The sequence below is a fragment of the Chitinophaga rupis genome (genome assembly GCF_900109685.1).
Taxonomy (GTDB): Bacteria; Bacteroidota; Bacteroidia; order Chitinophagales; family Chitinophagaceae; genus Chitinophaga; species Chitinophaga rupis.
Window position 1 is genome coordinate 19,631 of sequence record NZ_FOBB01000003.1, and the last position, 24,640, is coordinate 44,270.

15 protein-coding genes and 1 tRNA gene are annotated in these 24,640 nt (G+C 47.1%); 11 read left to right on the forward strand and 5 right to left on the reverse strand.

Annotation, left to right across the window (positions count from 1 at the left end):
- Positions 1-19 precede the first annotated feature (19 nt).
- From BMZ54_RS13235 to BMZ54_RS13285, 11 genes are all read left to right on the forward strand, one after another.
- A complete protein-coding gene (locus tag BMZ54_RS13235; protein WP_089912043.1) occupies positions 20-535 on the forward strand; it encodes a hypothetical protein in 516 nt (171 codons plus the stop codon).
- Positions 536-579: 44 nt separating this feature from the next.
- Positions 580-652 (forward strand) — tRNA-Gly (locus BMZ54_RS13240).
- Between the two features lie 316 nt (positions 653-968).
- Positions 969-1,397, forward strand: coding sequence for a hypothetical protein (locus tag BMZ54_RS13245; protein WP_089912048.1), 429 nt, complete (start codon positions 969-971; stop codon positions 1,395-1,397).
- A 122-nt stretch (positions 1,398-1,519) separates the two neighbouring features.
- Positions 1,520-2,941: a tRNA (N6-isopentenyl adenosine(37)-C2)-methylthiotransferase MiaB gene (gene miaB / locus BMZ54_RS13250; RefSeq protein WP_089912051.1), complete on the forward strand. Its 1,422-nt coding sequence runs from the start codon at positions 1,520-1,522 to the stop codon at positions 2,939-2,941.
- Between the two features lie 45 nt (positions 2,942-2,986).
- The gene (locus BMZ54_RS13255; RefSeq protein WP_089912054.1) at positions 2,987-4,216 is read left to right on the forward strand and encodes a sigma-54 interaction domain-containing protein; all 1,230 of its coding nucleotides are present in this window, start codon (positions 2,987-2,989) and stop codon (positions 4,214-4,216) included.
- Positions 4,217-4,263: 47 nt separating this feature from the next.
- Positions 4,264-4,779: an LPS assembly lipoprotein LptE gene (gene lptE / locus BMZ54_RS13260; RefSeq protein ID WP_089912057.1), complete on the forward strand. Its 516-nt coding sequence runs from the start codon at positions 4,264-4,266 to the stop codon at positions 4,777-4,779.
- Between the two features lie 38 nt (positions 4,780-4,817).
- Complete coding sequence (locus tag BMZ54_RS13265) at positions 4,818-6,128, forward strand: hypothetical protein (protein ID WP_089912061.1); 1,311 nt, start codon at positions 4,818-4,820, stop codon at positions 6,126-6,128.
- A 20-nt stretch (positions 6,129-6,148) separates the two neighbouring features.
- Complete coding sequence (secG, locus tag BMZ54_RS13270; RefSeq protein WP_089912065.1) at positions 6,149-6,505, forward strand: preprotein translocase subunit SecG; 357 nt, start codon at positions 6,149-6,151, stop codon at positions 6,503-6,505.
- Positions 6,506-6,573: 68 nt separating this feature from the next.
- On the forward strand, positions 6,574-7,644 hold the full coding sequence (gene mltG / locus BMZ54_RS13275; protein WP_089912068.1) for an endolytic transglycosylase MltG: 1,071 nt from the start codon (positions 6,574-6,576) through the stop codon (positions 7,642-7,644).
- 13 nt (positions 7,645-7,657) lie between these two features.
- Positions 7,658-8,599 (forward strand): YihY/virulence factor BrkB family protein, encoded by a 942-nt coding sequence (locus BMZ54_RS13280; RefSeq protein ID WP_089912071.1) that lies wholly within the window; start codon positions 7,658-7,660, stop codon positions 8,597-8,599.
- 233 nt (positions 8,600-8,832) lie between these two features.
- Entirely contained in the window at positions 8,833-9,429 is a 597-nt protein-coding gene (locus BMZ54_RS13285) for a redoxin domain-containing protein (protein ID WP_089912074.1), read from the forward strand.
- Between the two features lie 71 nt (positions 9,430-9,500).
- On the opposite strand, the gene BMZ54_RS13290 is transcribed toward BMZ54_RS13285, so the two are convergent.
- The 5 genes from BMZ54_RS13290 to BMZ54_RS13315 form a co-directional block, all read right to left on the reverse strand.
- Entirely contained in the window at positions 9,501-12,020 is a 2,520-nt protein-coding gene (locus BMZ54_RS13290; protein WP_089912077.1) for a M14 metallopeptidase family protein, read from the reverse strand.
- Positions 12,021-12,064: 44 nt separating this feature from the next.
- On the reverse strand, positions 12,065-12,607 hold the full coding sequence (locus BMZ54_RS13295) for a hypothetical protein (RefSeq protein WP_089912079.1): 543 nt from the start codon (positions 12,605-12,607) through the stop codon (positions 12,065-12,067).
- A gap of 15 nt (positions 12,608-12,622) precedes the next feature.
- Complete coding sequence (locus BMZ54_RS13300; RefSeq protein ID WP_089912082.1) at positions 12,623-15,034, reverse strand: tail fiber domain-containing protein; 2,412 nt, start codon at positions 15,032-15,034, stop codon at positions 12,623-12,625.
- A 299-nt stretch (positions 15,035-15,333) separates the two neighbouring features.
- Positions 15,334-23,910, reverse strand: a complete 8,577-nt coding sequence (locus BMZ54_RS13310; RefSeq protein WP_089912088.1) for an RHS repeat-associated core domain-containing protein — start codon at positions 23,908-23,910, stop codon at positions 15,334-15,336.
- Between the two features lie 6 nt (positions 23,911-23,916).
- Positions 23,917-24,636 (reverse strand): LolA3 family protein, encoded by a 720-nt coding sequence (locus BMZ54_RS13315; protein ID WP_143081003.1) that lies wholly within the window; start codon positions 24,634-24,636, stop codon positions 23,917-23,919.
- Positions 24,637-24,640 lie beyond the last annotated feature (4 nt).

Consider the following 24,640-nt stretch of genomic DNA (forward strand, 5'->3'; position numbering starts at 1 on the left):
ATCGTAGCTTTGCAGTATTATGACGATAGCAGCAATAAAACAATTATTACCCGCGGATTTTGCACCCGACTCCCGCGTATGGATATACCAGAGCAACCGCCCGTTCAATGAACGGGAAACCCTTGAAATTAATGAACAGCTACACCAGTTTGCCACACAATGGCAATCGCATGGCACGCCGGTAAAGGGTTTTGGACAACTGTTCTTTAACCAGGTGATCGTGCTCATGGCCGATGAAAATGCCACTGGTGTAAGTGGCTGCAGTACCGATAGCTCTGTGCGGGTTATCAAAAGCCTGGAACGCCAATACGAAGTGAATCTGTTTGACCGGCTGCTGCTGGGGTTTGTGGTGAAAGATCAGCTGCAATTATTGCCCATGGCACAATTGCCCTATGCTTTTGAAAAAGGCTTCATTGATGAGAACACCCTGTACCTGAATAATACAGTGCTTACCAAACAGGAGCTGGAAGAAAAGTGGCTGCTCCCGGTAAAAGACAGCTGGGTAATGAAGAAAGTAGCCAGCGTTTCAAAATAATCTTTACATTTGACACCCGGTTTATTCTTTGGATAAACCGATAAGCGGGAATAGCTCATTTGGTAGAGCGACGGCTTCCCAAGCCGTAGGTGGCGGGTTCGAGCCCCGTTTCCCGCTCCTCTCTCTTACTGATTTATAGAACGGGGTAGGCGCCCGATATTTGTTGCCCTGGCAAATAGAAAAAATCTATGAGCCGTTAACAAATTTTTCCACGCATTAATTATATTTTTATCCGGTAAATCCACGCTCATGTTCACATTTAAATCAAGCCCATTCAAAATACAGGAGGAATTACTTTTATCCTCCAAGGCTTTTGTACGGCTATTTGAAAGGAACAGATCGGCTATAATATCTGCACGCTTTGTTCCCGCAAAGCTGGGTAGCCGCGAAATCGGAGGATACGTACGGGTAAAATTAAGACCTGGTACATCTTATGCCTCAAAACCCAATTCCGCAACCAAATAACAAGAATGCTTCTTTAACCGAACAATCCGTCCGGGATTTCATTGATCTTCAAAAAGAAGAATTACGGCTCCGGCACCAGGAGAATACCCTCAGACAGCTGGAGCTGCAGCATAGTTATGAGCTCTCCAAAGAAAGCCTTAAACAGCAAGGTGAATATTTAAAAGCAGCGCCGAGGCACGATTTTAAAAATCGTACTATCCTGATCGCATTTTTCATTATCATCTTCCTGATAGTGGCAGGTGTACTGGTGTACTGCATTAAATTAGGCAAGGAAGAAATTGCTTTACGCATACTGGAAATCGTATCCACAGCTATTATCAGCGCAGGCGGCGGATATGCATGGGGAAAAAATAAGGGCCAGCAAAAAGAACAGTCAAAAGTAGAAGTGGTGGAGTAACCCAACGCCCAAATTCATCCTCGAACATATATAACCACAACATAACCTTTCTGCTGCTGCCATTCTGTCATTTTTCCATTTAATTTATTACTTTTGCTATTCTAAAATTTTCTGACAGAACGATGCTGGAACAGGTTACAAAAGTGCATGATGAAAGCCGCCAGGGTGAAGCCTTCGCCCCGCAACCGGCTGTTGACCAAACGTATCACAAGAAATTCTACATAGAAAGTTACGGTTGCCAGATGAACTTTAACGATAGTGAGATCGTGGCTTCCATCATGAACCAGGAAGGTTTTGGGGCTACCCGTAACTATGAGGAGGCCGATTTGATACTGCTCAATACCTGCTCTATCCGCGAGAAGGCAGAACAAACCGTGCGTAAGCGCCTGCAGGAGTTCCGCAAGCTAAAGCAGAGCAATCCCGGTATGCTGGTAGGCGTATTAGGCTGTATGGCTGAACGCCTGAAAGCCAAGCTGCTGGAAGAGGAGAAGCTGGTGGACCTGGTAGTGGGACCGGATGCCTATCGTACCCTGCCGGCACTGGTGGAAGAAGCAGAAACCGGCCAGAAAGCAGTGAATGTGCTTTTAAGCCGGGAGGAAACCTATGCAGACATTAACCCTGTAAGGCTGGACAGTAACGGCGTAACTGCCTTTGTATCCATCATGCGGGGCTGTAATAATATGTGCACTTTTTGCGTGGTGCCCTTTACCCGTGGCCGGGAACGCAGCCGCGATCCCTATTCCGTTATCCAGGAAGCAGCGGCCCTGTTCAACAATGGCTACCGTGAGGTAACCCTGCTGGGGCAGAACGTGGATTCCTATTACTGGGTGGGCGTTTCACCGGAAAGCGCACAGGAAGAGATCATTACCTTTGCCGGCCTGCTGGAAAAGGTAGCGCAGATCAGTCCCCTGCTGCGCGTACGTTTCAGCACCTCTCATCCCAAAGACATTACGGATGAGGTGCTGCACACCATGGCTAAGTACGAGAACATCTGCAATTATATTCACCTGCCCGTGCAAAGCGGCAGTACCCGTGTGCTGCAGCTCATGAACCGCACCTATACTCGGGAATGGTACATGAAAAAAGTAACGCGCATCCGTGAAATACTGCCGGACTGCGGCCTTTCAACCGATATTATCACCGGGTTCTGTACTGAAACGGAGGAGGACCACCAGGACACCCTGAGCATGATGAAGTTTGCGAAGTATGACCTGGCCTACATGTTCTTTTACTCCGAGCGCCCGGGTACCCTGGCCGCCCGCCGTTACCAGGATGATGTACCGGAAGAGGTGAAAAAACGCCGGCTGGCCGAAGTAGTGGAGCTGCACCGCAGGCAGGCCCTGGAAAGCATGCAAAAAGACCTGGGCAAAACGTTTAAGGTGCTGATAGAAGGCACTTCCAAACGCTCAGAAAATGATCTCTTTGGAAGAAATGATCAGAACAAGGTGATCGTTTTCCCCAGGGGCAATTACGAAAAAGGACAGTATGTGCAGGTAAAGGTGGTAGATTGTACCGCCGCTACCTTAATAGGCAAGGTAGTATAGCCCATACCTGTTGATATAAAAAACATTAAGCCGGAGGCAGATGCTATGGAAATACAGTCGATAAAGAACAGATTTGGCATTATTGGAAATTCACCTGCACTGAACTATGCGCTGCAGGTGGCGGCGCAAGTGGCCAACACCGACCTCACAGTGATGATCTTCGGGGAAAGCGGTGTAGGTAAGGAAGTATTTTCTACCATCATCCATGCATTAAGCGCACGTAAGCATAACCCGTTCATAGCGGTGAACTGTGGCGCTATCCCGGAAGGCACTATTGATTCGGAACTGTTCGGCCACGAAAAAGGCTCTTTCACCGGCGCGGTAGACAGCCGTAAAGGATATTTTGAAACCGTGAGCGGCGGCACTATTTTCCTGGATGAAATTGGCGAAATGCCACTAGGCACCCAGGCCCGCCTGCTGCGGGTGTTGGAAACCGGGGAGTTCATCCGCGTAGGTTCTTCCAAAGTACAGAAAACAGATGTACGGGTAATAGCCGCCACTAACCGCGATCTGCTGGAACAAACGCAGCACGGCAAGTTCCGCGAGGATCTCTATTACCGTTTAAATACAGTGCCCATTCGCGTGCCCTCCCTGCGGGATCGTAAGGAAGATATTCCCCTGCTGTTCCGTAAGTTCAGCGTGGATTTTTCAGAGCGGTATAAAACCCCCTCTATTCAGCTGGATGATGAGGCGCGCAATATACTGGTTAATTATCCCTGGCGGGGTAATGTGCGGGAGCTGAAGAACATGGCAGAACAGATCTCTGTACTGGCGAATGATAAGCTGGTGACCGCACAGGAGCTGCAACGCTTTTTACCGGAAGTGCCCCAAACCTCGCGCCTGCCTATGCTGGCCTTGCCACAACAGGGCAGCAGCGATTTTGCAAGTGAAAGGGACATTCTTTACAAACTGTTCTTTGACATGAAAAAAGATGTTACAGAACTGAAGAAAATGTTCTTTGATATCCTGCAAAATCCAAACATAGCGCATGCTGCAGCTTACCAGGAAAATAATCATGAGCATGTGCTGCATAATTTTGCACCCGCAGAAAATAATAATGTGCTGCCGGCGCCCTCACGTATTATTTTGCAGGATCATGATATAGACCATCATGAGGAAGTGGAGGAAACCCTTTCTATTGCCGATAAGGAAAAAGAGCTGATCGTAAAAGCGCTCAAAAAACACAAAGGGAAAAGAAAAGATGCGGCCCTGGACCTGGGCATTTCAGAGCGGACCTTATACCGTAAACTGAAAGAGTATAACATTGGTGATTGATTACCTTTGTGAACACCATCCATTAAATCATACATTCTTATAGAGAGATGATCAGATTATTGAAAGTGAGCATAACCGCCGTAGTCCTGTTAGTTTTGGGCGGATGCTCTGTAAAATATTCCACCTCCGGCGCCAGCATAGACCAGGGAGCAAAAACCGTAAATGTGCGTTTTGTGGAGAACAGGGCGCCTATTAACAACCCAACCCTGAGTCAGCGGGTATCGGAAAAAATACGCAACAAGATCCAGGCCCAAACCAAGCTAACGCAGATCAACGAGGATAATGCGGACTATGAATTTAAAGCCACTATTACCGGTTATAACTTCTCCAATGCCGCGGTAACCAATGTGGATAAGGCGGCCACCTCCCGCTTAACCGTAACCATTAACGTAGTGTTTATTAAACGGGTAGGCGATAAAAAAGGCTGGACACAACCTTTTTCACAATCGGCCGACTTCCAGGCAGATCAGCTGCCAAGCCAGGTGGAAAACCGTTTGCTGGATGAAACCATCATTCCGCAGATCACGGACGCCATCTTTAACAGGGCTTTTGCAAACTGGTAGGATACAGATATAAATAATATTCATATATTAGCAGCAATATGACCGCAAACAGGATCATTCAGCATATTTTCCAGGAACCGTCACTGCCGCAGGTGTCTGAAGCTGCATTGGAGCAGATGGTGACGGACTACCCGTATTTTACCGCCGCCCGCCTGTTGCTGGCGCAGAAAAGTTACGACCGGTACCTGAACCTGCATGCACCTGCTATTAAAAAGGCACAGCTATACAGCAATAACCCGCACTACTTTTTCCAGTTTGTAACGGGTGAGCTGGAAAAAAGTATTACGCCATCGGTTACGTCCCTGATAGATTCGGCATTTACGCCTACTACCTATACACCGGCAGATCCAACGCCCCTGGCCAATCTGGAGCTGCCGGAAGTGGAAGCGCCGGCAGCAATTGCACCGGCAGATGAAACGACCGAGGTACCTACTGAAATAGTGGCCGGTACAGGCATTACGCCCGGCGTGGCCGATGAAATTGAAACCGTGGTGGATGAGTGGGCTGAAGAACCGGCTGCAGGTACAGCCACCCCTGCCCCATCGGAATTTGAATCGGTGGTGGATGAATGGGGTAAACCGGTAGAGCTGGATACCACCCCGCCGCCCGATGCGGTATTGGAGGAAGAGTGGGCAGAAGAGGAGGACGAGATTGAAGCGCCGCCCACCAAACCATCAGATGCCCTGTGGGCAACCTCAGAGCAGCAGCAGCTGGATATTTTAACTGAAAATGACGATACAGAGGCGCCGGCAGCCGCTCCGGAAGCAGCTGCGCCTGAAACATATGCCGCACCTGCCGCTGAAAATGAGCCGGCTCCTGCAGCCGCAGCGCATACGCCGGCCTCACCTGAAGAAGAGCCGCTGAAGATCTTTCCTTTTGAAAGACAGGAGGGAACGGAAACCACGCTCACCTTCCAGCCTTTATACACCGATGATTATTTTGCCTATAAAAAGCTGAAAGAGCCCGAGCAGGCAGATGATCTCAATGAAAAAGGCGCCGCAGAAATGCGCAGCTTTACCGACTGGCTGCGGGAAATGAAACAGGGTTTTGCGCAAAAAGCCAATAAAGACTGGTATCATGAGCAGCTGACCCGCAGCTATACGGACACAGACCCGGAAGTATCTGAAACAGTGGAGAAAATGGCCATGGAATCCATTACCCTGAATGATGATATTGTTTCCGAAACGCTGGCAGAGATCTGGGCGCGCCAACGCCAGTACCAGACGGCCATCCAGATATATCAAAAATTAAGTTTGCTTAATCCCAACAAAAGCACTTATTTTGCGCAAAAGATCCAGGAACTGCAATTACAGCAAATGCAAATGCAGTCCGGCTCAAATAAAAATTAACAGGAAATACTGATATACTTATGTTATTACTCTTTGGTATTGTGATCATTCTGGCTTGTGTGCTGCTGGGTTTCTTTGTACTGATACAAAACCCCAAGGGTGGCGGTTTATCCGGCTCTTTCGGCGGTTTTGGTAACCAGGTAATGGGCGTACGCCAAACAACAGATGTGCTGGAAAAAGGTACGTGGGTGCTGGCTGCCATCATTGCAGTACTGTGTCTGACCTCTTCTTTCTTCGTTGACAAGAACGCAGCCGTACAGCAGCAGTCAAAAACCATTATGGAACAGAATGCAGGCCGTCCTGTACCACAGCCTACTGCACCGCCGGCTACCTTGCCTGCTACGCCGCAACAGCAACCGGCTCCTAACAAAAAATAAACGTTTGTTTATAAATCCATTTCCGGACCTCGCCGTTAAAACGCGAGGTTTTTTTATGTAAAACCACTATGGCAACTACTAAGAGAAACAACGCTTCTAAAAAGACAAAAACAAAAAAGGCTTCCTGGATCCGGCGGGCAGTAGTGATTGTTTGTGCAATCATTGCAGGCGTGCTGGTATTTATAGCCTATCGTGTATTTGGCCCAAATACCAGTGCTTTTGCCGATAAAAAATACTTTTATATACGTACCGGCAGCACCTACGCCAATGTACTGGAAGGGCTGGAAGAGCAGAATATTGTAAGCAGCCGTAACAGCTTTGACTTTGTAGCGCGGCGGCTGGGCTACCCTTCCCGCGTAAAAGCCGGCCGCTATCAGATCAAGTGGGGCATGAGCAATTTTGAGATCGTAAAGCTGCTGCGCTCCGGCAAACAAGCGCCGGTGCAGCTGGTTATTACCAAGCTACGCACCAAGGATGATTTTGTAAGAAAGATCTCCAACAACCTGGAGGCCGATTCTACTGCCCTGCGTTTGCTGCTGCACGACCAGGTATACCTGCGCCAATTCGGTCTGGACTCCAATACCGTGATGTGCGCAGTAGTGCCTAATACGTATGAATATTACTGGAACACCTCTGCCGAAACCGCCTTTGAAAAGCTGGAAAAAGAAAGGGAAGAATTCTGGAATGCAGAACGGAAGGCCAAAGCCCGCAACCTGGGACTGAGCATGAATGAAGTGACCATACTGGCGGCCATTGTGGAGGAAGAGACTAATAAAAATGATGAAAAACCGCTGATCTCCAGCGTGTATCTGAACCGTTATAAAAAAGGCATGCGCCTGCAGGCCGATCCTACCGTGAAATTTGCCCTGCAGGACTTTGGGCTGAAGCGCATCCGTGAAGGACATACCCAGTTCGATTCTCCGTATAACACTTACCGTTATGGCGGGTTGCCACCGGGCCCTATTTGCACCCCCTCTGTGAAAACGCTGGATGCCGTGCTGAACACGCCGGAAACAGATTATATCTATTTCTGCGCGCGGTCTGATTTTTCCGGTTACCATGCCTTTGCAGCCACTTACCAGGAACATTTGGAAAATGCACATAAATACCAGGCAGCGCTGAACAAGGCGGGATACTAAACGCATTTCGGGTATGCTCAATCTCAAAAAACTGTTACGCAATACAAGGCCTTACCGCAAGCTGATAGGCATTAGCCAAAGGCTGGTGCTGCCCGGTTTCCAGGGTTTGCCGTTGTATGATGTGCTGAAGTTTTTTCTGAAAGAAACCAGGAGCAAAAGCCTGGGCGATCGTGCGGCGGCTATTTCCTTCAACTTCCTGCTGGCTATTCCTCCCTTTTTTATTTTCCTGTTCACGCTGGTGCCGTTCATTCCTATGAAAAACATAGAACCCACGCTGTACCGGCTTGCGGAGGATGTTACACCCAACTACAACACGTATATGATCGTGCGGAACATGATCCATGATTTCCTGTACACCAACCGCACGGGCCTGTTGTCTATCTCATTTTTAATGGGCTTCTTTTATTCATCTAACGGGTTAATGGGCATCATGCGCTCTTTTAACAAAGAGCAGCCGGGCTTCCGGCGGCGCAAGTGGTGGCGTACCAGGCTGCTGGCTTTACAGCTAACAGCGGTGCTGGTGCTGCTGCTGTTAATTACAGTAGTGCTGATCATTGCGCAGGGCACCATTTTACGTTACGTTTTTAACCTGCTGAATATTCACAGTACATTCATCCGTTCCAGTATCGATGTTATCCGCTGGCTGCTGATCATCCTGTTGTTCTTTTCCATCCTGGCGGTTATTTACCGTTTTGCGCCGGCCAGAACCAAACGCTGGAAGTTCATTACCGCCGGCTCTACCTTTGCCACGGTGCTGATGATACTGGTAACGCTGGGGTTCTCTTATTTTGTGAACAATTTTGCCAATTACAACAAGATCTACGGCTCCATTGGCACCATCCTGATACTGATGCTGTTCATTTATTTTAACTCCTTTATATTGCTGGTAGGCTTTGAGCTGAATGCCAGTATCAGTACCCTGAAAGAACTGGCTGCCGAGCCAGGGGAAGATTAACCTGTTGAAATACAGCGGCTTTTATGACCGGGTAATTTGATCGTTGCTATTTAATTGATATCATCCTGATTTGCAAGCTGTTAACGGCAACCTCTTTACAACCATCTGCACATCCCCCATTGACCCACCGCCGATCAAATAAATTAATAAATTCATACATATTACATTACCTTTATATTAAATATCAGACCCTATAACTGACGACCGAATACCGAATACCCAAATCCTGTAACATGAAAAGCACCTGTCTTTTTCTTGTGCTCTATACCTTACTGGCATTCCGTTCCGGCGATAACAACCTGGAAATAGGCGCACCTATTCCCAAAGCGGAGGTACAACTGCGAGACATCAGTGGCCGGGAAGTTACGCTGAATGCCGCCCGTGGCAGCAACGGCTTACTGGTAATGTTCTCCGCTAATCATTGTCCGTATGTAATGCGTAACCAGGACAGAACCAACAGCGTTTGTGCCTATGCGTTAAAGAACAGCATAGGTGTAATACTGGTAAATTCCAATGTTGCGCTGCAGAATGATGAAGAATCGCTGGATGCCATGAAGGCCTATGCAGCCTCACAGCAATACAATTGGTTTTATGTGATCGATAAGAAGGCGGAGATTGCCGATGCCTTTGATGCCGGCCATACACCGGAGTGTTACCTTTTTGATAAGAACGGCCGCCTCTCCTACAAAGGCGCTATTGATGATAACCCGGGTAATGCTGATGCCGTGAAGGTACGGCACCTGTATAATGCCATCAATGAAATGCTGGCTGGGAGCGCTGTTAAGATGAGCAGCACTGCTTCAATGGGATGCAATATCAAAAGATATTAGATTTTAGATTTACGATTTTAGATTTGGGAAAGTCCCCGCTTCGACCAAATCTAAAATCTAAAATCGTAAATCTAAAATACCAGGAATACGGCATTACTGAATAACAGCTTACCATTTTCCCAGAAGCTGCGGAACAGCGGATCATCTGCCAGCATGATCAGCTTACCATTCCCAATATCCTTTACGCCGAATAACAGGCCATCTTTCAGGTGGGCACGGGTATCTACGCCTACAAAGCCACTCAGGTAATTATCCTTTTTCAGTACGCCTACATTCCAGCCGTTATCATCATCATCCATAAATTCATAGATATGATCATCCTGCTTCAGGGTGTAGTAAGTATCAGGATAGCCTAACGCTAACGGATGTGTGTTATCCAGCTGTACTTTGTAAATGGCGCCGGGTATGAACTGCTTTACGCTCTCCCGCTCGCGGTTGGCGTATGATTTCAGGGGGGCATAAATATCTTTATCAGTGGTGGTATCGCTTTCTTTCTTCAGGTGAATGCCCCAGTCGCCGCCTGCCAGCTGGGCCAACGCACCCTGCAGTGCAATAAGGCGGCCTCCGGCGCTCACCCAATCTTTGAGGCGGGCTACCTGCGTTTTGTCTTCCAGGAAACTGTAATCTCCATCCGGTAAAATGAGCACATTAATATTCTTCCAGTTTATCCGGCTGAGGTTCTTCTCATTAACCAGGCTAACGGGATAGCCTATCTGCTGTTCAAAGAAATGCCAGATCTCGCCGGCGTTCAGGGATGATACATTATCTCCCACCACCATGGCCACTTCTGTGGGTTGAATGTAGCGCACTTTATCAGAACCAAAGTCGGTACCCTTTTCCACAAACCCGGTTGCTACGGCGTCCAGGTTCACTTTCACCTCATTGGCCAGGGAAGTGATATAGGTATCAAAGCGGCTGCCAATGTGCTCATTCCCGGAACGGGGAATAATGAGCGTACCGGCAGGGAAGGTACGTCCGCCGGTGGTAAAGGGCGCTCCTGCATAACGCACTTTTACCTGTTGCCGCAGCAGGGCTGTCAGCAAACGTACATCTTTAACGCTGTTCCAGCGGGCCAGGTAAGCATATGGATGCGTGGCGGCCAGGTAACTATTGTTATCTGCTGCCACTGAATCGGTGGCAGGGCTTAACTGCTGGCGTATGGCATAAGCCGGTAAGCCGTAAGCATATGGAATAGCCCAGGCAGTAATATCGTAAGTAACGGAATCGCTTAAACGGGATTGTGGTTCAAACAATACCTGCAACAGGTTGGAGCGTGGCTGGAAGGCGCTGATGACCATATCTTCCCGGGTTATGTCCACATTCTCTGTTTTGCCCGTAAAATAATTAAGGCCGCTGGCCTTTGGTGTTTTTGAGCCATAGCCGAACGTAATATTGTTCCGCTTCAGCAAAGCGGCCAGGTTAGCCAGCTTTTCTGCATTACCGGCTGCCTTTATCACATAGCTCTTATACACCCCTTCCGGTGCGGTGGCTGCATTATGAAAATACCGGCTGAACTCTTCTGTGATCCTTTGCGCCTGCTGGGAGGCTATTTCAATGGTAGACAATCCCGTAGTAACATGATGGGCTATACGATCTGTGAGGGTAAGCGTATCATTATCCTCTTTCAGCACGGCCAGCCCGCCGCGGCCGCCCCCACCCTGCTCGTAGGTCATGCCGATGGCGCCGTTATAGGTTGGGTAGGTATCGCCGTAGCTGGGATAGAACAGGTCAAATACTTCTTTGGTGAAGTATAGCCATCCCTGTTCATCAAAATATTTTGCGTTATTCTTTCCAATGAGCACCTGCATTTCCCGCTGCCAGGGTTTTATTACTTCATGCAGGGGTTCTGCTGCCGGGGCAAAGTAATAAGGCGCATCAATACCCTGTTCATGAAAATCTACATGGATCTGCGGCATCCACTTGTTGTACATGGCTACCCGCTGCTGCGATTCGGTTTGCGTTTGCCAGGCCCAGTCACGGTTCAGGTCAAAATAGTAATGGTTGGCGCGCCCGCCGGGCCAGGGTTCATTATGCTCCCGGGAATAACGCTGCACGTCGGGTACCAGGTTATGCACCTGGTTATAAAAGCTTACATAACGTTCACGTCCGTCGGGGTTCAGGCAGGGGTCTATGATCACCACCAGGTTGCGCAGCCAGAGCTGCGTTTGCGCGTTACCTTTATCGGCCAGCAGGTATAAAGTGCGCATAGCGGCTTCTGTAGATACGGCTTCATTACCATGCACATTATAACTTAACCACACAATTACCGGCTGGTCTGCGCTGCCGCGGCCTTTATCATTTGCCCTGTCCAGGTTCTGCTGCTGTATATCCTGCAGCCGGCCAAAATTCTCCGGCGATGCGATGATGGCCATCATCAGCGGCCTTCCCTCATAGGTAGTACCGTATTGCTGCAGCTGCATATTGGGCGTAGCTGCGGCCACGGCTTTGAAATACTCCAGCACCTTATAGTGCGGGGTAAACCGGGTACCCAGGGGGTAGCCCAGGAACTGGTCTGGTGTTAGGAGGGTTTGTGAAAAGCCGTGCTGAAATATTAATAAAAGGCATATAACCGGCAACAAGCATTTGCGCATACTGTATGTAAGGATTTATATGCCTAAGATAGTGAATTCAGTTGCTATAAGATACAGCCTGCTCCATTATCTACGTAATATTCAATACTCTGGCTCCCATCAGACCAACGCCAAACGTAGTAACATCTCCATATATGCGTGGTCTCGTTCAATACGCTTCTGGTCCAGACCTGCACCCCTGTTTCACAGATACCGTTCACTACTTTTTTATTCACACCGGTACATTGAGCAGTGGGTACCAGCTCCTGCCACAGGGGCATACGCCCGTTTGTTGGTAGCTTGGTCTCATCGAGGGTAAGCCAGGCCTTTGCTTCTGCTACGGTAATACAAAGATTGTCGTCCGGCACAGTAACCGATACTTTTTTTATAAAAAAGCCTTCCTGGATCTTCTGCAGGATCTCATGATGTGATACCAGGTAGTTGGTGGTTACCAGCCTGGGGCTAATTACATTGCCCGTTGATAACTGCTTTATACCTTCAGCAGTTATCACATAATTATTGCCGGTTAGCTTTGCAGATAAAATTCCCTGCGCAGGCAGCGACTGATAAAATAATATCGCTGCTATCAATAAAAAAAACTGTTTCATTTAGTTGTTCCTGGTTTATTGTTGCTCAGCTTTTGACTTCAGCTGCTGCTTCATTTCGTTCACTTCTTTCTGTAAGGCTTTGTTCTGTTCCATTAGTTCCTGTACGGCTTTTACCAGCAGAGCCACGGTGCTGGCCTGGTCTACCCCGTTGCGTTTGGGGGTGGCCATTTCATCCGGTACTTCATCTGCAATGAAACCGATGTTGGTTTTAGCTTCAGGATCGGCTTTGAACTTAAACGTACGCACCTGTACTTTTTCAAATACGGCTAATGCAGATCTGTCAAAGGGCTGAATATCCTTTTTCAGGCTTCTTAAAGATGACTGGAAAAAAGAGGTTGCCTGTACCTGGCCGGCTAATGTTAAATTACCAGTTCCATCCAAGCGGGCAATCTGGGTGGTACCGCCATACCATTTGAAGCCGTTGGCTGTTGTATTTTGCGGCACACTGCTCCATATATGGGAATTTTCTATACCTATGTCCCATCCCCCAACTGTAGACGACAGTGCTGAATTCCACAGGGAGATCTTAGCGCCTATACTGCGGGTTGTAAAGGTAGGAGCGCCTGAACCAACTGCATTTATGCTTAGCAGGTTGGAGGTTGTATTGTTTAACAACAACTGACCACCGTTATAATCCATAGAGGTACCCTGCACATTCAGGTTACCGGTGGTACCATTCAACGGCACCAGCCTTACCCCACCGGCATCAGAAGTAAGATACATATCGCTGTTGCCGGTACTGGCATCACCTACATATCCTTTACGGGTAACACCGTCGCTTTCTGTAAATCTCATGTAAGAGGAAGTAGCAGCACCGGTGCCATCTCCCCTAATAAGGGAAGTATTTGCGAAGTCTGCTATTCCCTGTATGCGTGCGGTACCCACTACATGCAATGTATTGGCAGGTGTGGTTGTGCCTATACCAACGTTACCTGCGGCAGTGATCCGCATTCTTTCTGCCAGGGCAGCACTGCCTGACGGAACGGTAAAGAAGTTAATGTAGGCCGGGTGAGAGGTACCATCTGTCCAGGCGCCTTCGCTGCTGGATTCTATCTGTGCTCCGGTACGGAAAGTAGCGCCGCTTGTATTTGCACCCATTAAAATGCCTCCCAAGCGCTGGCCGGCAGCAGTTGGAACACCGCTATTATAAAAACGGGCAAAACCACCTGATGTAGCACTTAATGTTCCGATGTTCTGCACGGCAAATCCGGAAGTATTTGCTGTCACAATATGCATCAGGTGTTGCGGACTGGTAGTACCTATGCCCACGTTACCATTAGTCAGCAGCCTTATTTTAGGAGTGGGTGTAGTACCTGCGCTAAGGTTTAATGCAGCAGCATCTGCATACATCCGGCCATATTCTGTATTGTCAGCGGCTTTGAACACAACATCCCCGGGATCAGTGGTGGCGCTTTTCATAGTAAGGTCGGCGCTGCCATTCACTACTACAGTTCCGTTCACTTCCAGCTTAGCGCCGGGTGTAGCGGTGCCGATACCTACTTCACCGGTAGCATCAATCCGCATTCTTTCCGGCTGTGCGGTGCCACCGCCGCCGTTACCTGTTCTGAATAAAATTTCACCGGGTGTGGTTGCATTGGCACCTCCTAATAATACAATCTCCCCCCCTCTCGCACTGTTCACGGTTGTTGCACCACCAAAAAGGTTCAGTTGCCCTGCAGAATTATTCGTGTACACAACAGGTGTTTGAATGATGTTGGCCCTTCCTTCTCCATTGATCCAGAAGTTACCGGTTTGCGCTGCGGTTAGCTGATTCTGTATATAGTTACCTGCGCCTGCTTTGGTGGCGTAAGTAGTATCCGCGTAGTCTTTGAATAACAGCTCCCGCCAATTGCTCCAACCGGATTGTGTATCATCCCTTGTTCTTACAAATACGCCGTTGGGACCACGCAGCTCGCCATCCCAGTTCACTGCCAGATCAAAAGCAGTGCTTTCATGCCGCACTACCAGACCATCATAATAAAGTTTGCTTCCTGCTTTACCTGGCGCTGCCTGGTTAGAAAGCGGCGGCATATCCGGGTTATCATAAGCGTAATACCCTACTACCTTTCTTAAAGGCCAGCTTGCCAATGGGAAAGTGGTAGTTGGCACTACTACAAAGTTCGTTGACAACAGATCATAACGGGTATCGCCAAACGAACCAAAGTTCAGATCTACCGTATCCTGGCCGGGTATGGCCAGCTGGCTGGCGCCAATCCTGCTCAGTTGCAGCTTTCGGAATTCTGTACGTCCTCTTCCCTTGTTAAACAAAAAGCCTAACGTATCCTGTGTGCGGTTCTCCAGGATCAATTCTGCGGTATCGCAGGTATTATAGATGCGTACACTATCTGCACGGATCTGGTATACGTGCTGGGCAAAACAAAAATTGGCAATCAGCAATAATGCAACGGCACTCACCAGTGCTTTCATGGTATAGATATTTAGTATTAATTATTCTATTTAAGGCTTATAATATTTATCCGAAATTCCAATATTCCAAAAAGCCCTTTCCTGTAAACTGAAATTGTATAACCAGGAGGCAAATTGTAATAATGAAGCTTACAAAAACCAGTATTATAACATGATAATACCGAACTCTCTTTTTCCTTATTTTGAATATAAGCAACATGAGTAGATACATTACTGAAAATACTATACTGGTCAAAGCCAAATAGACCAGGAAAATAGTCATTAAAGCACTTGTTGTTATACCGGTAAGGAGTGTCATATTATTTCTTTTTTACATTTAAAAAGTAGGTGGTTTTAGTTCCGCCTGATTTCTTTTCTTCTATGGAAAAGGTTTCATACTTCACACCTAGTTTATCAAAATATCCAGCTAATAACTTAATCTGATCTTCTGAAATTGATTGAAAACTTCCATTCCCTGTTTTATAGTGAATAAAAGATTGCAATAGAAAAATATTATTATCCTTTGTCTTGCCAAACCGCTGCACATAAGCAAAAATCATCTTATCCGGGTTATTAACCAATACTTCAGAATTATAAGCAAATCTTGGATCATTAAATACTGATTGTAAATCATCCACATAATTTGCATAAGCAACCCGACGGTCCGCAATATTATCAGCAATTTTACCATGTTCAGGTCCGCCTTGTGCATGTTCAAAAGTAATATCGCCCAGTGCAACACGTGCGCCGATACGTACAAAATCATTGGGATTATTCCTGTTCTTCTTACCATACATTACACGCACTCCTCTCTCGTCTACATAACTGTGCGCCCAGGAATCGCCTAATGTGTGCAAATAGTTCAGGTCTTTATCCTCTAAAATACTATTCTTGGCATTCCTGTTAACATACATTTGCAATCCGCCAGTTAAGCCATGCCATTTCCCCTGTAATTTTGGATCTGCCCATGTTCCCAAACCACCATCTTTTCCCCATGCAAGCCCTGATTTATGAGGATGGATGTGCATACTTAAATCCATGTGCACAAAGTGATCAAAGTATTCTGCTTTGATCGCTATTTCAAAAGCCCTCAGCTTCGTTAATCCCATTGCCACTCCCATTGCATACACGGTCCAAAAATGGCCATCTTCTTCCCAGTTCCCATCCCGGTCAACCACCCTCATCGGGTTATTGAAGGCGAACCGGTAAGGTGTCCAACCAGCAGCCTCTTTCTTAAACTTATCTGCACTTAAGAACCTGCCGACGCGGGGATCATAAACCCTGGCTCCAAAATCCAAACTATTCCCTTCGCCCTTTACCTCATTATCATTCTCCTTCCCATTAAAACCATATCTATAGTTCTCTATATTCCAGTTCCGTCCCGGCTGCAACATACCAAACGGATAATAATCCTGTGCAGAGGTCACTTTAGCCTCATAATGCTCAACAGTATTGCCATCTACAGACATTGCTTTTTTACTATCTGCTACGGTAACCAGCACATTACCCAGATGGTTACTTAATTCAAACAACTTATTACCTCTTATGAAACTGACATTCCTGCCTCTTTCAAAATTGCCTAAACCGGGGCCCTGTGGTATAGTGAGATCCAGTACATCAATAGCCCGGTTACTTATACCTATACGGCTGCTGCCATATAAGTGCACTTCCGTCTGGCTCAACAGGCCTCCATTTATATTATTATCCCCATTCACATAAACACTCATTACACTACCATTTCCATCACGTACGTACCAAGTTTCGATACCGTTCACTGTTTTGCAGATGCGGTTACCAGCAGCATCATAAGTGTAATTAATAGTAGTACCATTTTTCCTGGTGATATTCCGTATCTTACCATAAACGTTCCATTCAATATTAGCGATATCAGCTGCGGAGTCAAACACCATGTTACCAATTGCATCATACCTATAGTTACCAGGCAGCTGACTATCAATATCCGTATCATAATTTCCCGCCCCTACTGAATCATTGATAGCACTTAACCGGTTGGTACCAGGCTCGTAATGATAAGTAAGACTGTCCATTTCTCTGGGTTTGCCCGTCAATGCAGGGCTGCCATTACGTTTGTAGCGTAAGATGTTACCATTAGGATCATAGCTTATACGCTCACCAAAATCGGGTATTGCTACCGGCGTCCAGGTGTTGGCATCAACATTCATTGTATGTAAGGCATCCATACCAACCAGCCTATTTAAGGCATCATACTTATAGGTATATAAGAGCGGTTCCCCTGCTTTGGGTATGTTTATGCTTATGGCAGCAATGTTACCATTGTACACTGGTTTAAAAGAATTACCGGCGGCTGTGATATTTGCAAATGCATTCACCATTGCATTAACCGGTTTATAATCATTATCCCCGAAGTAATGCAATGAGAATCCAAATACATCCTTTGCGGTTATATTACCGGCAGTACCGTCATGGCCCATATCAAATCCGGTTGTTAAGGCTGTACTGTTTATTCCTTTCAGCCACCCTTGCAGGGTATAGGCATAATCAAGTCCTTGCAGCTGCTGCTGGCCAATTACGGCCCTTGCCAGCGGAGCATGTTTATAGTACTGGTAAAAAGCATCATTTTCCCAGTATATACTATCATGGCTGGTTAATACGTTGGTGATGCGGTTCTCTGCATCATAGCTAAAGCGATGATAAAATGCGTCTTTCAGACCGGGTTCATAGCTGACCATATTCACATTTCCGCTGATCAGGTCATAGTTGTACACCAACTTTTTCCAACGGTTATTTTTATTGCGCATGGTGCCCAGCTTAAAGTCCTGCAGCAATGTGTCCACATCTCCATGAATATTATAGCTGTAGAATGTACCTGCTGTATAGCCATTCGTATCTAGCCTGGCTGCATTTTCATATACAGCCATCCATGCTATGCGGTTACGAAGGTTGGTGGCATCCAGTACTCCCTTCCCTTTAAATGCTTCATACGGCAGATCATATACTGTGCGGGTGATCTGTGTTTTGGTTCCGGCTACATTACTGATCCATTGCGACATATTGTTTGCGTTCCTGCTAATATTATCAGACATAGGCACTCCACTGGTAACCTCACCTACTTCAGAAATACGGCCTATATCATCATATAAGGTATAGCTATATTTATTTGTAAGGGCCTGCTGCGCGCTTTGGGAAGCGGCTAACCTCCCCAGGCGATCATACCAGAACAAACTTTTACCGGCATCTAAAGTTTTTTGGCTTATTATCTGATTTAAGGTATTATACCTATAACTGCTCACCATTGTATGCACAGGTATCTTCTGCTGCCCCGCAGCCCTCGCTGCTCTTACCTGCGCCAGCCAGCTGTCTGAACGGTCTTTTACCACACCTGCAGGTGGTACTGTTTTAACCAGGTTACCTGCCTGATCGTAGTAATATAACGTATAGTGATACTCGCTGCTGTTATACGTTACCGCAAACTTTTCCAGTACACCAGCCTGCAGGGCAGTGCGTACATAATTTTGCTCAAAATCATTCCGGAGTGAATCGCGGAGCGCATTATATAATACGGTGCCTGCGCTTACTGCAAAATAGGTACTGTCTGAACAGCTGCTGATATCATCCGGTTCTATTCCCGGGAATACAGCTGCTGCGTTACCACAAAGCAGCGGCCCGTCGGAAACGGTGTAACAGCTATCCAAACCCGGACAGCCTACAATACTGCGGGTGGGGATACAAACGGTTTCTCCGATCACTACCGTGCTGATACGGTCTGTACCCAGCAGGCTGTCTGTCTGCAGCTGCGGATAGAGATCGGTTACATTCACAGTACTTTGTACCGGCAATGTCACAGTGGTATCATTACACCCGGTTTTGCCATTTATGTTTGCCAGCATCAGCATGGCTGACTGGCCATTATAAATACCGCTGCCTGCAAGAGTGCCATCCGGGTTAACGGAGATCCTGCCCAAACGTTCATTGGCCGCTATCCTTACATGGCTGGACCATTGTAAAGCATTCTCATTATTAAACTTATGCCAGTACACATCCTGCTGAGGACTGGATACAGACTGTGTTGCATAGGAACCTTCGTCTGCCGCAGGAATAGCGGTCCAGGTTTGCGGCACCAGGGTTCCGGGGCTATTCAGCCTCATGGGGCTTAAACCAGCATAATCAAAGTTCAGGTCCATTAACATGCCGGCGCCATTACTTTCTATTGCCACGCGGTTAGTGGTGCGCGTTGCTTTAAAGATGCTTGTTACAGCATTGTCTAAATGGTCCAGGTCAAACTGTCTTTTTTCTATCACATCACCTGTCTGGCTCACGATCTCAAATACCAGTGCATCATAAGTATCCTGCGTTTTAACGGATGTACCGGCTAAAAGCAGGGAAGTACTTACTTCATCACTATAAAAGTTTTTAACCTCAGTTAAAACGACCGGTTTTTTATCCCCGGTTATATTAAGCTGCTTCATCCAGCTCATTTCACCTTCTTCTGACAGCACCCCTATTACCCAATCTGTATTATTGCCTGCCATGGTACGAAGGCCGGCAAAGCCATACCGGTGATCCTGCGTTTGAATAACATCCGTGCCTTTACCGCCATGATCCGCAAAGTCTATCACCTTATTCCAGGTTACGGCGCCTGCTGCATCCAGCTTCACGATCATGATGGCTCCCCGGTCATAACAATAAGAGGAGGTGGTACCGATCCCAATGTAACCGCTATCTGCTGTGGGCACCAGGCGGGTAAACTCATCATCCTGCTCTGCACCATAGGTTTTAGCCCACACAACTTCGCCTGCACTATTTGTTTTAATTACATAAGCATCTTTGCCTCCTTTGCTGCATCCGGTAGTAGCGCCGGCCAGCACATAACCATTATCAGTGGTACGGTGAATATCAGTGATAAAATCTGTTCCGCCGTTGGTATAGCTGCTTACCATTTGTTTTGACTGCTCTCCACCGGGCTTGCACACCACTACGCCATTACCCGGCGCGGGCGCCTGGCCGCAATCATTCATAAAGCTGAGATACTCCCAGGCCTGTTTATTGAATCCTAAATGGTTGTTCATGTATTTGGCGAACAGGTCGTTCTTCATTTGCTGAACGGAGTCCACATCACCGGTTAACGGTTCTACACCCGGGTAAGTGCTGAGGAATGTATTATATAAACCGGTTACTTCTGCACAGCTGGCGCAGGCTGCACCAACATTACACTGTATTAAGGCAGGGATAGTTATGGGTTTAGGCAGCCAGGAACAGCTGGCAGTGCCGGTTGTATTACATGCATCCAGCAGCACATCCAGGTCTGTTTGTGAAATATCCACGCCTCTTGTGCGGTGCAGGTAAGCTGATAAATTAGCATCCCCTGGCTTTTTTATGGCCAGGTATTCACGTTGCAGATCTTTCAGCTTGTTACATTCACACTCGTCCGGTTTGGTGTAACTTTTCTTATCAACGAAAGCGGATTGCTTATCGTAAGGCTGGGGAATAGTGATTAGCTGTGTATTACAGGTAAGCGGGTCTGTAATATGATGCTGTTCATTGTATTCGGCCAATACCTGCTCAAAGCTCTTGTAAGCATAGGTGCTGCCCGGCTTTACTGTGCTGGATCCCTGCTGGTGATTAATATCCGCTCCCTGTTTACATATTTCCAACAGCTTGGGCACAATATCATTCTGTACAGATGCTGAGTCGTATTTACAGGGCGCCAGCTGCTGGATCCAGTATTTCACATAAGCGTTACAGTTATCAGCATACAACTGCGCTTCTGCAGCGGAGGCATTATTTTCCGCCTGCTGCTGGTTAGGATTAGGATTGGTTAGATCGCCCAAACCACCCTGTGCAAGGGCATCGGACCCGGTGTTAAACCGCGCTGTTTTTCCGGCTTGTGACAGTACTGCTGGGGTAGGGCTCTTTTTACCGGCGCAGGTGGCATTTGCCAGTGCTGCGTTAATAATATCTTTCTTGATGTTCAGGTATAGCTGGCGGAAACTGCGCCAGGCCATATCACGGTCGCCATCGCATAAATTGATTTCATCAAATGCTTTTGCAGGGCTGTTATACTTAACCGGACATCCTGTTTCATTCTTACCACATTTTACAGAGGCTGTTGCCAGGCTCCATAATGAATAATTACCCTGGTAGTTATTTAACTTGCTATCCAGCGCCGCTTTTTGCGTTTGCGCCAGCGGATCTGTATTTCCCGGAGGGAAAGGTAGACCAGCGATGTTCGTTGGGTTCAGATACCCACCTGCCTTTGCCTGTGCATAATTATCTATTGATTCAAACGTGCGGTCCCAGGTATTGCTGGCCTGATATTTCAGGTACTCCTGCAGCTTGCAATATTCAGGATGGAAGGGCAGCAATACCGAGGCCCAGGAAGATTTAAATTTGGCGGCAAACTGTTCTGCTGTAAGCGCCTGCGGTTTTACATACGTGTTGCTGTTCTCATCATACACCAGGTCCGGCTTACCGGCTTCATCCAGGTAAACCAGATCGTCACGTTTATAAACAGGCACTGTATTTTCATTAGGCCTGTAATAGATAGAATATGTGTTGCTGCTGTCGCTTAGCTGAGCGTATTGCCCGGAGGGCGCAGATACGTCCATCAGCATGGTCTTTTTAATATCATCCGCTTCAGTGGATTCTCCGCATAAAGCCTGGCAGGCTGCTACTGCGGCCTGGTAAGCTGTCCAGGCTTCACCGGCATACAGCGCGGTATCTGCAATATTATTGCCCGCACTTATCACATAACTTACCCGGAAATCATCCCAGGTACCTATACCGGCTTTACAGCTCTGGCAATCAGGGTAACACTGCGTGGTACGTTGTATTGCCTTCTGCTCCTCTATCACTTTTTCCAGCGTGGTACAAACATTGTTCTTCAGGAAAATGCTGTCACGATAGTAATCCATTCCCTGTTTGCTAAGAGAAAGCGACTTGGTAATTTCATAACTGCCTTTTACCAGATAAATATCAAACTCCACTGCAATGGGTGTGGGTGTGCTGCAGGTAGCGATAATGGAATCGGCTTTATAATTATGAATAATGGTATCAAACGGATGGCCTCCTAAATGCAGGTTATAGGCATCGTCGGTTATTTTGATCTCCAGGTCATATAATCCCGGGTAACAAACGTTATTGCTGTCACAATCCTTCTTCTTCATAACCGGCGGCGTAAGCACATATTTAAAGTGGTAGTTACCATCCTGTGCCACCAGCTGCGTTTGTTTGCTTTCCATTACCAGGTCCTTTACGGTATTGGTTCCCGGACCGGAAAGACTATCTGTAACTTCTATTGATTCTTTATTGGGGAGGTCAGAAAGGCTGCTGTTCAACGGTGAACCTGCCAGGGCAGTTGCGATGGTACGGCCATGCATATCCCTATAAGACACTGCATACTGCCCATTCGCATCGCTTACCATGTTCTTGAAGTAGTGCGTTCTGTCACCTGCTTCAGTTCCAAACAGGGCGTCCAGATCCTCCTGGGCCGGCGTTCCATAGAAATATTTAGTTTCATGGTTGCTACCGATCTTAAAAGTTTCTCCTACTTCGCTCTGCTTGCTGATACGGCCGGTATTGTCCTGTGTGTATTGTGTTTCTGTAAAAGCGTACCCTTTTGCAGCCGGTATGTACTGGTTAATGCCGCTATTCTTTTCCGGGTTCAGTGCAGAATAATACTGGTTGGCGCCGCTGGTGCTATCCATTGGCGGAGCACTGGCTGTTAAATAGTCTGCCGGTTTTTCAATGTAGTCGTAATGATCTTTATCATATTCTGCTCCATTGATCTTATTAAGGTTACTCGTATATTTCAGCACATTGCTGAGGGTGGGCGCCGGTAATACTTGTATGGCAGGGCGTCCCTGGTAATCATATTTTGCTTCTGCTACAACGGTGGTATTGGTAATATTATCCTTTGTTACGGTTTGCCGGCTTCTTAAGCTGCCATCAAAGTATTGTACTACTACCTTACGCTTACCATCTTCTGCAAAGCTAATAGATGACTGCCAGTTAAGACTGCGCTGATGCCCGCGGAATCCATATTTGCCTAAACCTGCAGCACCGGCATCAGAGCTCCAGGCAGTTTCCATACGGTTGTAATTCTTTTTTTCCTGAACGGCTCTTACCCGGTAAAATAGCACACCACCATCATCATACAGCAGGGGAATGGCATAAGTATTACCGGTAATGGTTACACGCGTGGTGTTATAGGCAAAAATAAGCTGAGGACTTAAGGGGTTGTCATACCGGTTCAGCGCAGTGGAATCTACATAGGCCCATTCCAGGTCGTACACATCTGCACCGATAGCCGTCGGCCAGGTTACAATAATCTCATCTGTTGAATCCGTGTTGGCAGGATTGTTACTGCTGATCGACTTAACTGCATCGCCAGTACAGGATAATTTATAGGCGGGATGCAGCTCCATTTCATTTTCTACCATCAACGCTTTCAGCACATTAGCAGGGGCTGTAAGGTTCAGGATCTTAACATTTACCCGGTGTGCATTATTAAACACAAAGCTGTTACGCATAGTGTAGGTATGCGCCGTATCGTAATTGATGATAAGATCCTGGTCTATTGAATCAACCGACAGATCCGGTTTGGTATAGTAGATACGTACCCCGGCGGTTGCGCTGAATGTAGCCGGGAGATATACGTTGGAATATTCGTTGATCTTAAACGTAATAATATTCCTTACAGCATAAGGGGTATCCAGCTTGCTCTGGAGGGATGCATCAAAATAAATGCTGTCCTGCACCATCACGGTGGCACCTTTTATTAGCTGTCCGGTGTTACCATCCAGCACTTTTTTGAGCACAATACCTGATCCGGTTTGTGCCTGTGATCTATTTATTATTATCAGCAAGAACGCCAGTAAAAGCCATTTACCAGTCTGTTGCAGCAAAGATGGGTTCATATATTTCTATAGGTTAGGCGATCCTGTAAATATTTTATATTCATTATAGGCAGGGGTTGTTTTGAATTCATTCCCTTCTTTACGAAAGAACTGATCCTCACTAAACGTTCTGCTATCTATTTTGATCTGCTTGTAATGGTCAAAGGAGGTTTGTATCACCGCATATTCTCCGTAGCCGGCATCTGTTGCGGATACACCAGGGTCCATTAGCAGGGCTGTTTTTACTATATAGCGCGTAGCAGTGATATACCCGGAGCTTTTGTCTATGAGCATTTCCATTTGCCGGCAGGCGCCGCCGGGCTGAAAATAGATACGCAATGTTTTAAGATCACCTTGCTCTGCCACACTGCATTGCTTTACGCCGGCCCTTTCCAGCATATCCCTCAGCTGTGCTACCGGATCGCCGGTTACAAAATCGGCGGGTTTGGTGAGATAGATCATTTTCTCCTGCTGGAACAGCGTAATATTATAGCGCTCATTTACTACTGTTTCCATATTGGTCATCCAGTAATGATAACGCTTGCCGGAGAGCTCCATTTTACCCTGTAATGAGTCCAGTACCAGCTCCGGCTGATGTTCGCTCGTATAGGTATATTTAATATCAAATGAAAGCTCATGCGCCTGGTATACCGACTGCAGCCGTTTCATTTCAGCAAACAGCCTGGTAGTGTCGTTTACTGTCTGGGCTTTTGCCTGTACCTGCAGCAGCAATGTTATTGCTGCCATGATC

Coding starts and splice junctions, on each gene's coding strand:
- BMZ54_RS13235 (WP_089912043.1), top strand. CDS start 20: ATGACGATAGCAGCAATAAAACAATTATTACCCGCGGATTTTGCACCC.
- BMZ54_RS13245 (WP_089912048.1), top strand. CDS start 969: ATGCCTCAAAACCCAATTCCGCAACCAAATAACAAGAATGCTTCTTTA.
- miaB (WP_089912051.1), top strand. CDS start 1,520: ATGCTGGAACAGGTTACAAAAGTGCATGATGAAAGCCGCCAGGGTGAA.
- BMZ54_RS13255 (WP_089912054.1), top strand. CDS start 2,987: ATGGAAATACAGTCGATAAAGAACAGATTTGGCATTATTGGAAATTCA.
- lptE (WP_089912057.1), top strand. CDS start 4,264: ATGATCAGATTATTGAAAGTGAGCATAACCGCCGTAGTCCTGTTAGTT.
- BMZ54_RS13265 (WP_089912061.1), top strand. CDS start 4,818: ATGACCGCAAACAGGATCATTCAGCATATTTTCCAGGAACCGTCACTG.
- secG (WP_089912065.1), top strand. CDS start 6,149: ATGTTATTACTCTTTGGTATTGTGATCATTCTGGCTTGTGTGCTGCTG.
- mltG (WP_089912068.1), top strand. CDS start 6,574: ATGGCAACTACTAAGAGAAACAACGCTTCTAAAAAGACAAAAACAAAA.
- BMZ54_RS13280 (WP_089912071.1), top strand. CDS start 7,658: ATGCTCAATCTCAAAAAACTGTTACGCAATACAAGGCCTTACCGCAAG.
- BMZ54_RS13285 (WP_089912074.1), top strand. CDS start 8,833: ATGAAAAGCACCTGTCTTTTTCTTGTGCTCTATACCTTACTGGCATTC.
- BMZ54_RS13290 (WP_089912077.1), bottom strand. CDS start 12,020: ATGCGCAAATGCTTGTTGCCGGTTATATGCCTTTTATTAATATTTCAG.
- BMZ54_RS13295 (WP_089912079.1), bottom strand. CDS start 12,607: ATGAAACAGTTTTTTTTATTGATAGCAGCGATATTATTTTATCAGTCG.
- BMZ54_RS13300 (WP_089912082.1), bottom strand. CDS start 15,034: ATGAAAGCACTGGTGAGTGCCGTTGCATTATTGCTGATTGCCAATTTT.
- BMZ54_RS13310 (WP_089912088.1), bottom strand. CDS start 23,910: ATGAACCCATCTTTGCTGCAACAGACTGGTAAATGGCTTTTACTGGCG.
- BMZ54_RS13315 (WP_143081003.1), bottom strand. CDS start 24,636: ATGGCAGCAATAACATTGCTGCTGCAGGTACAGGCAAAAGCCCAGACA.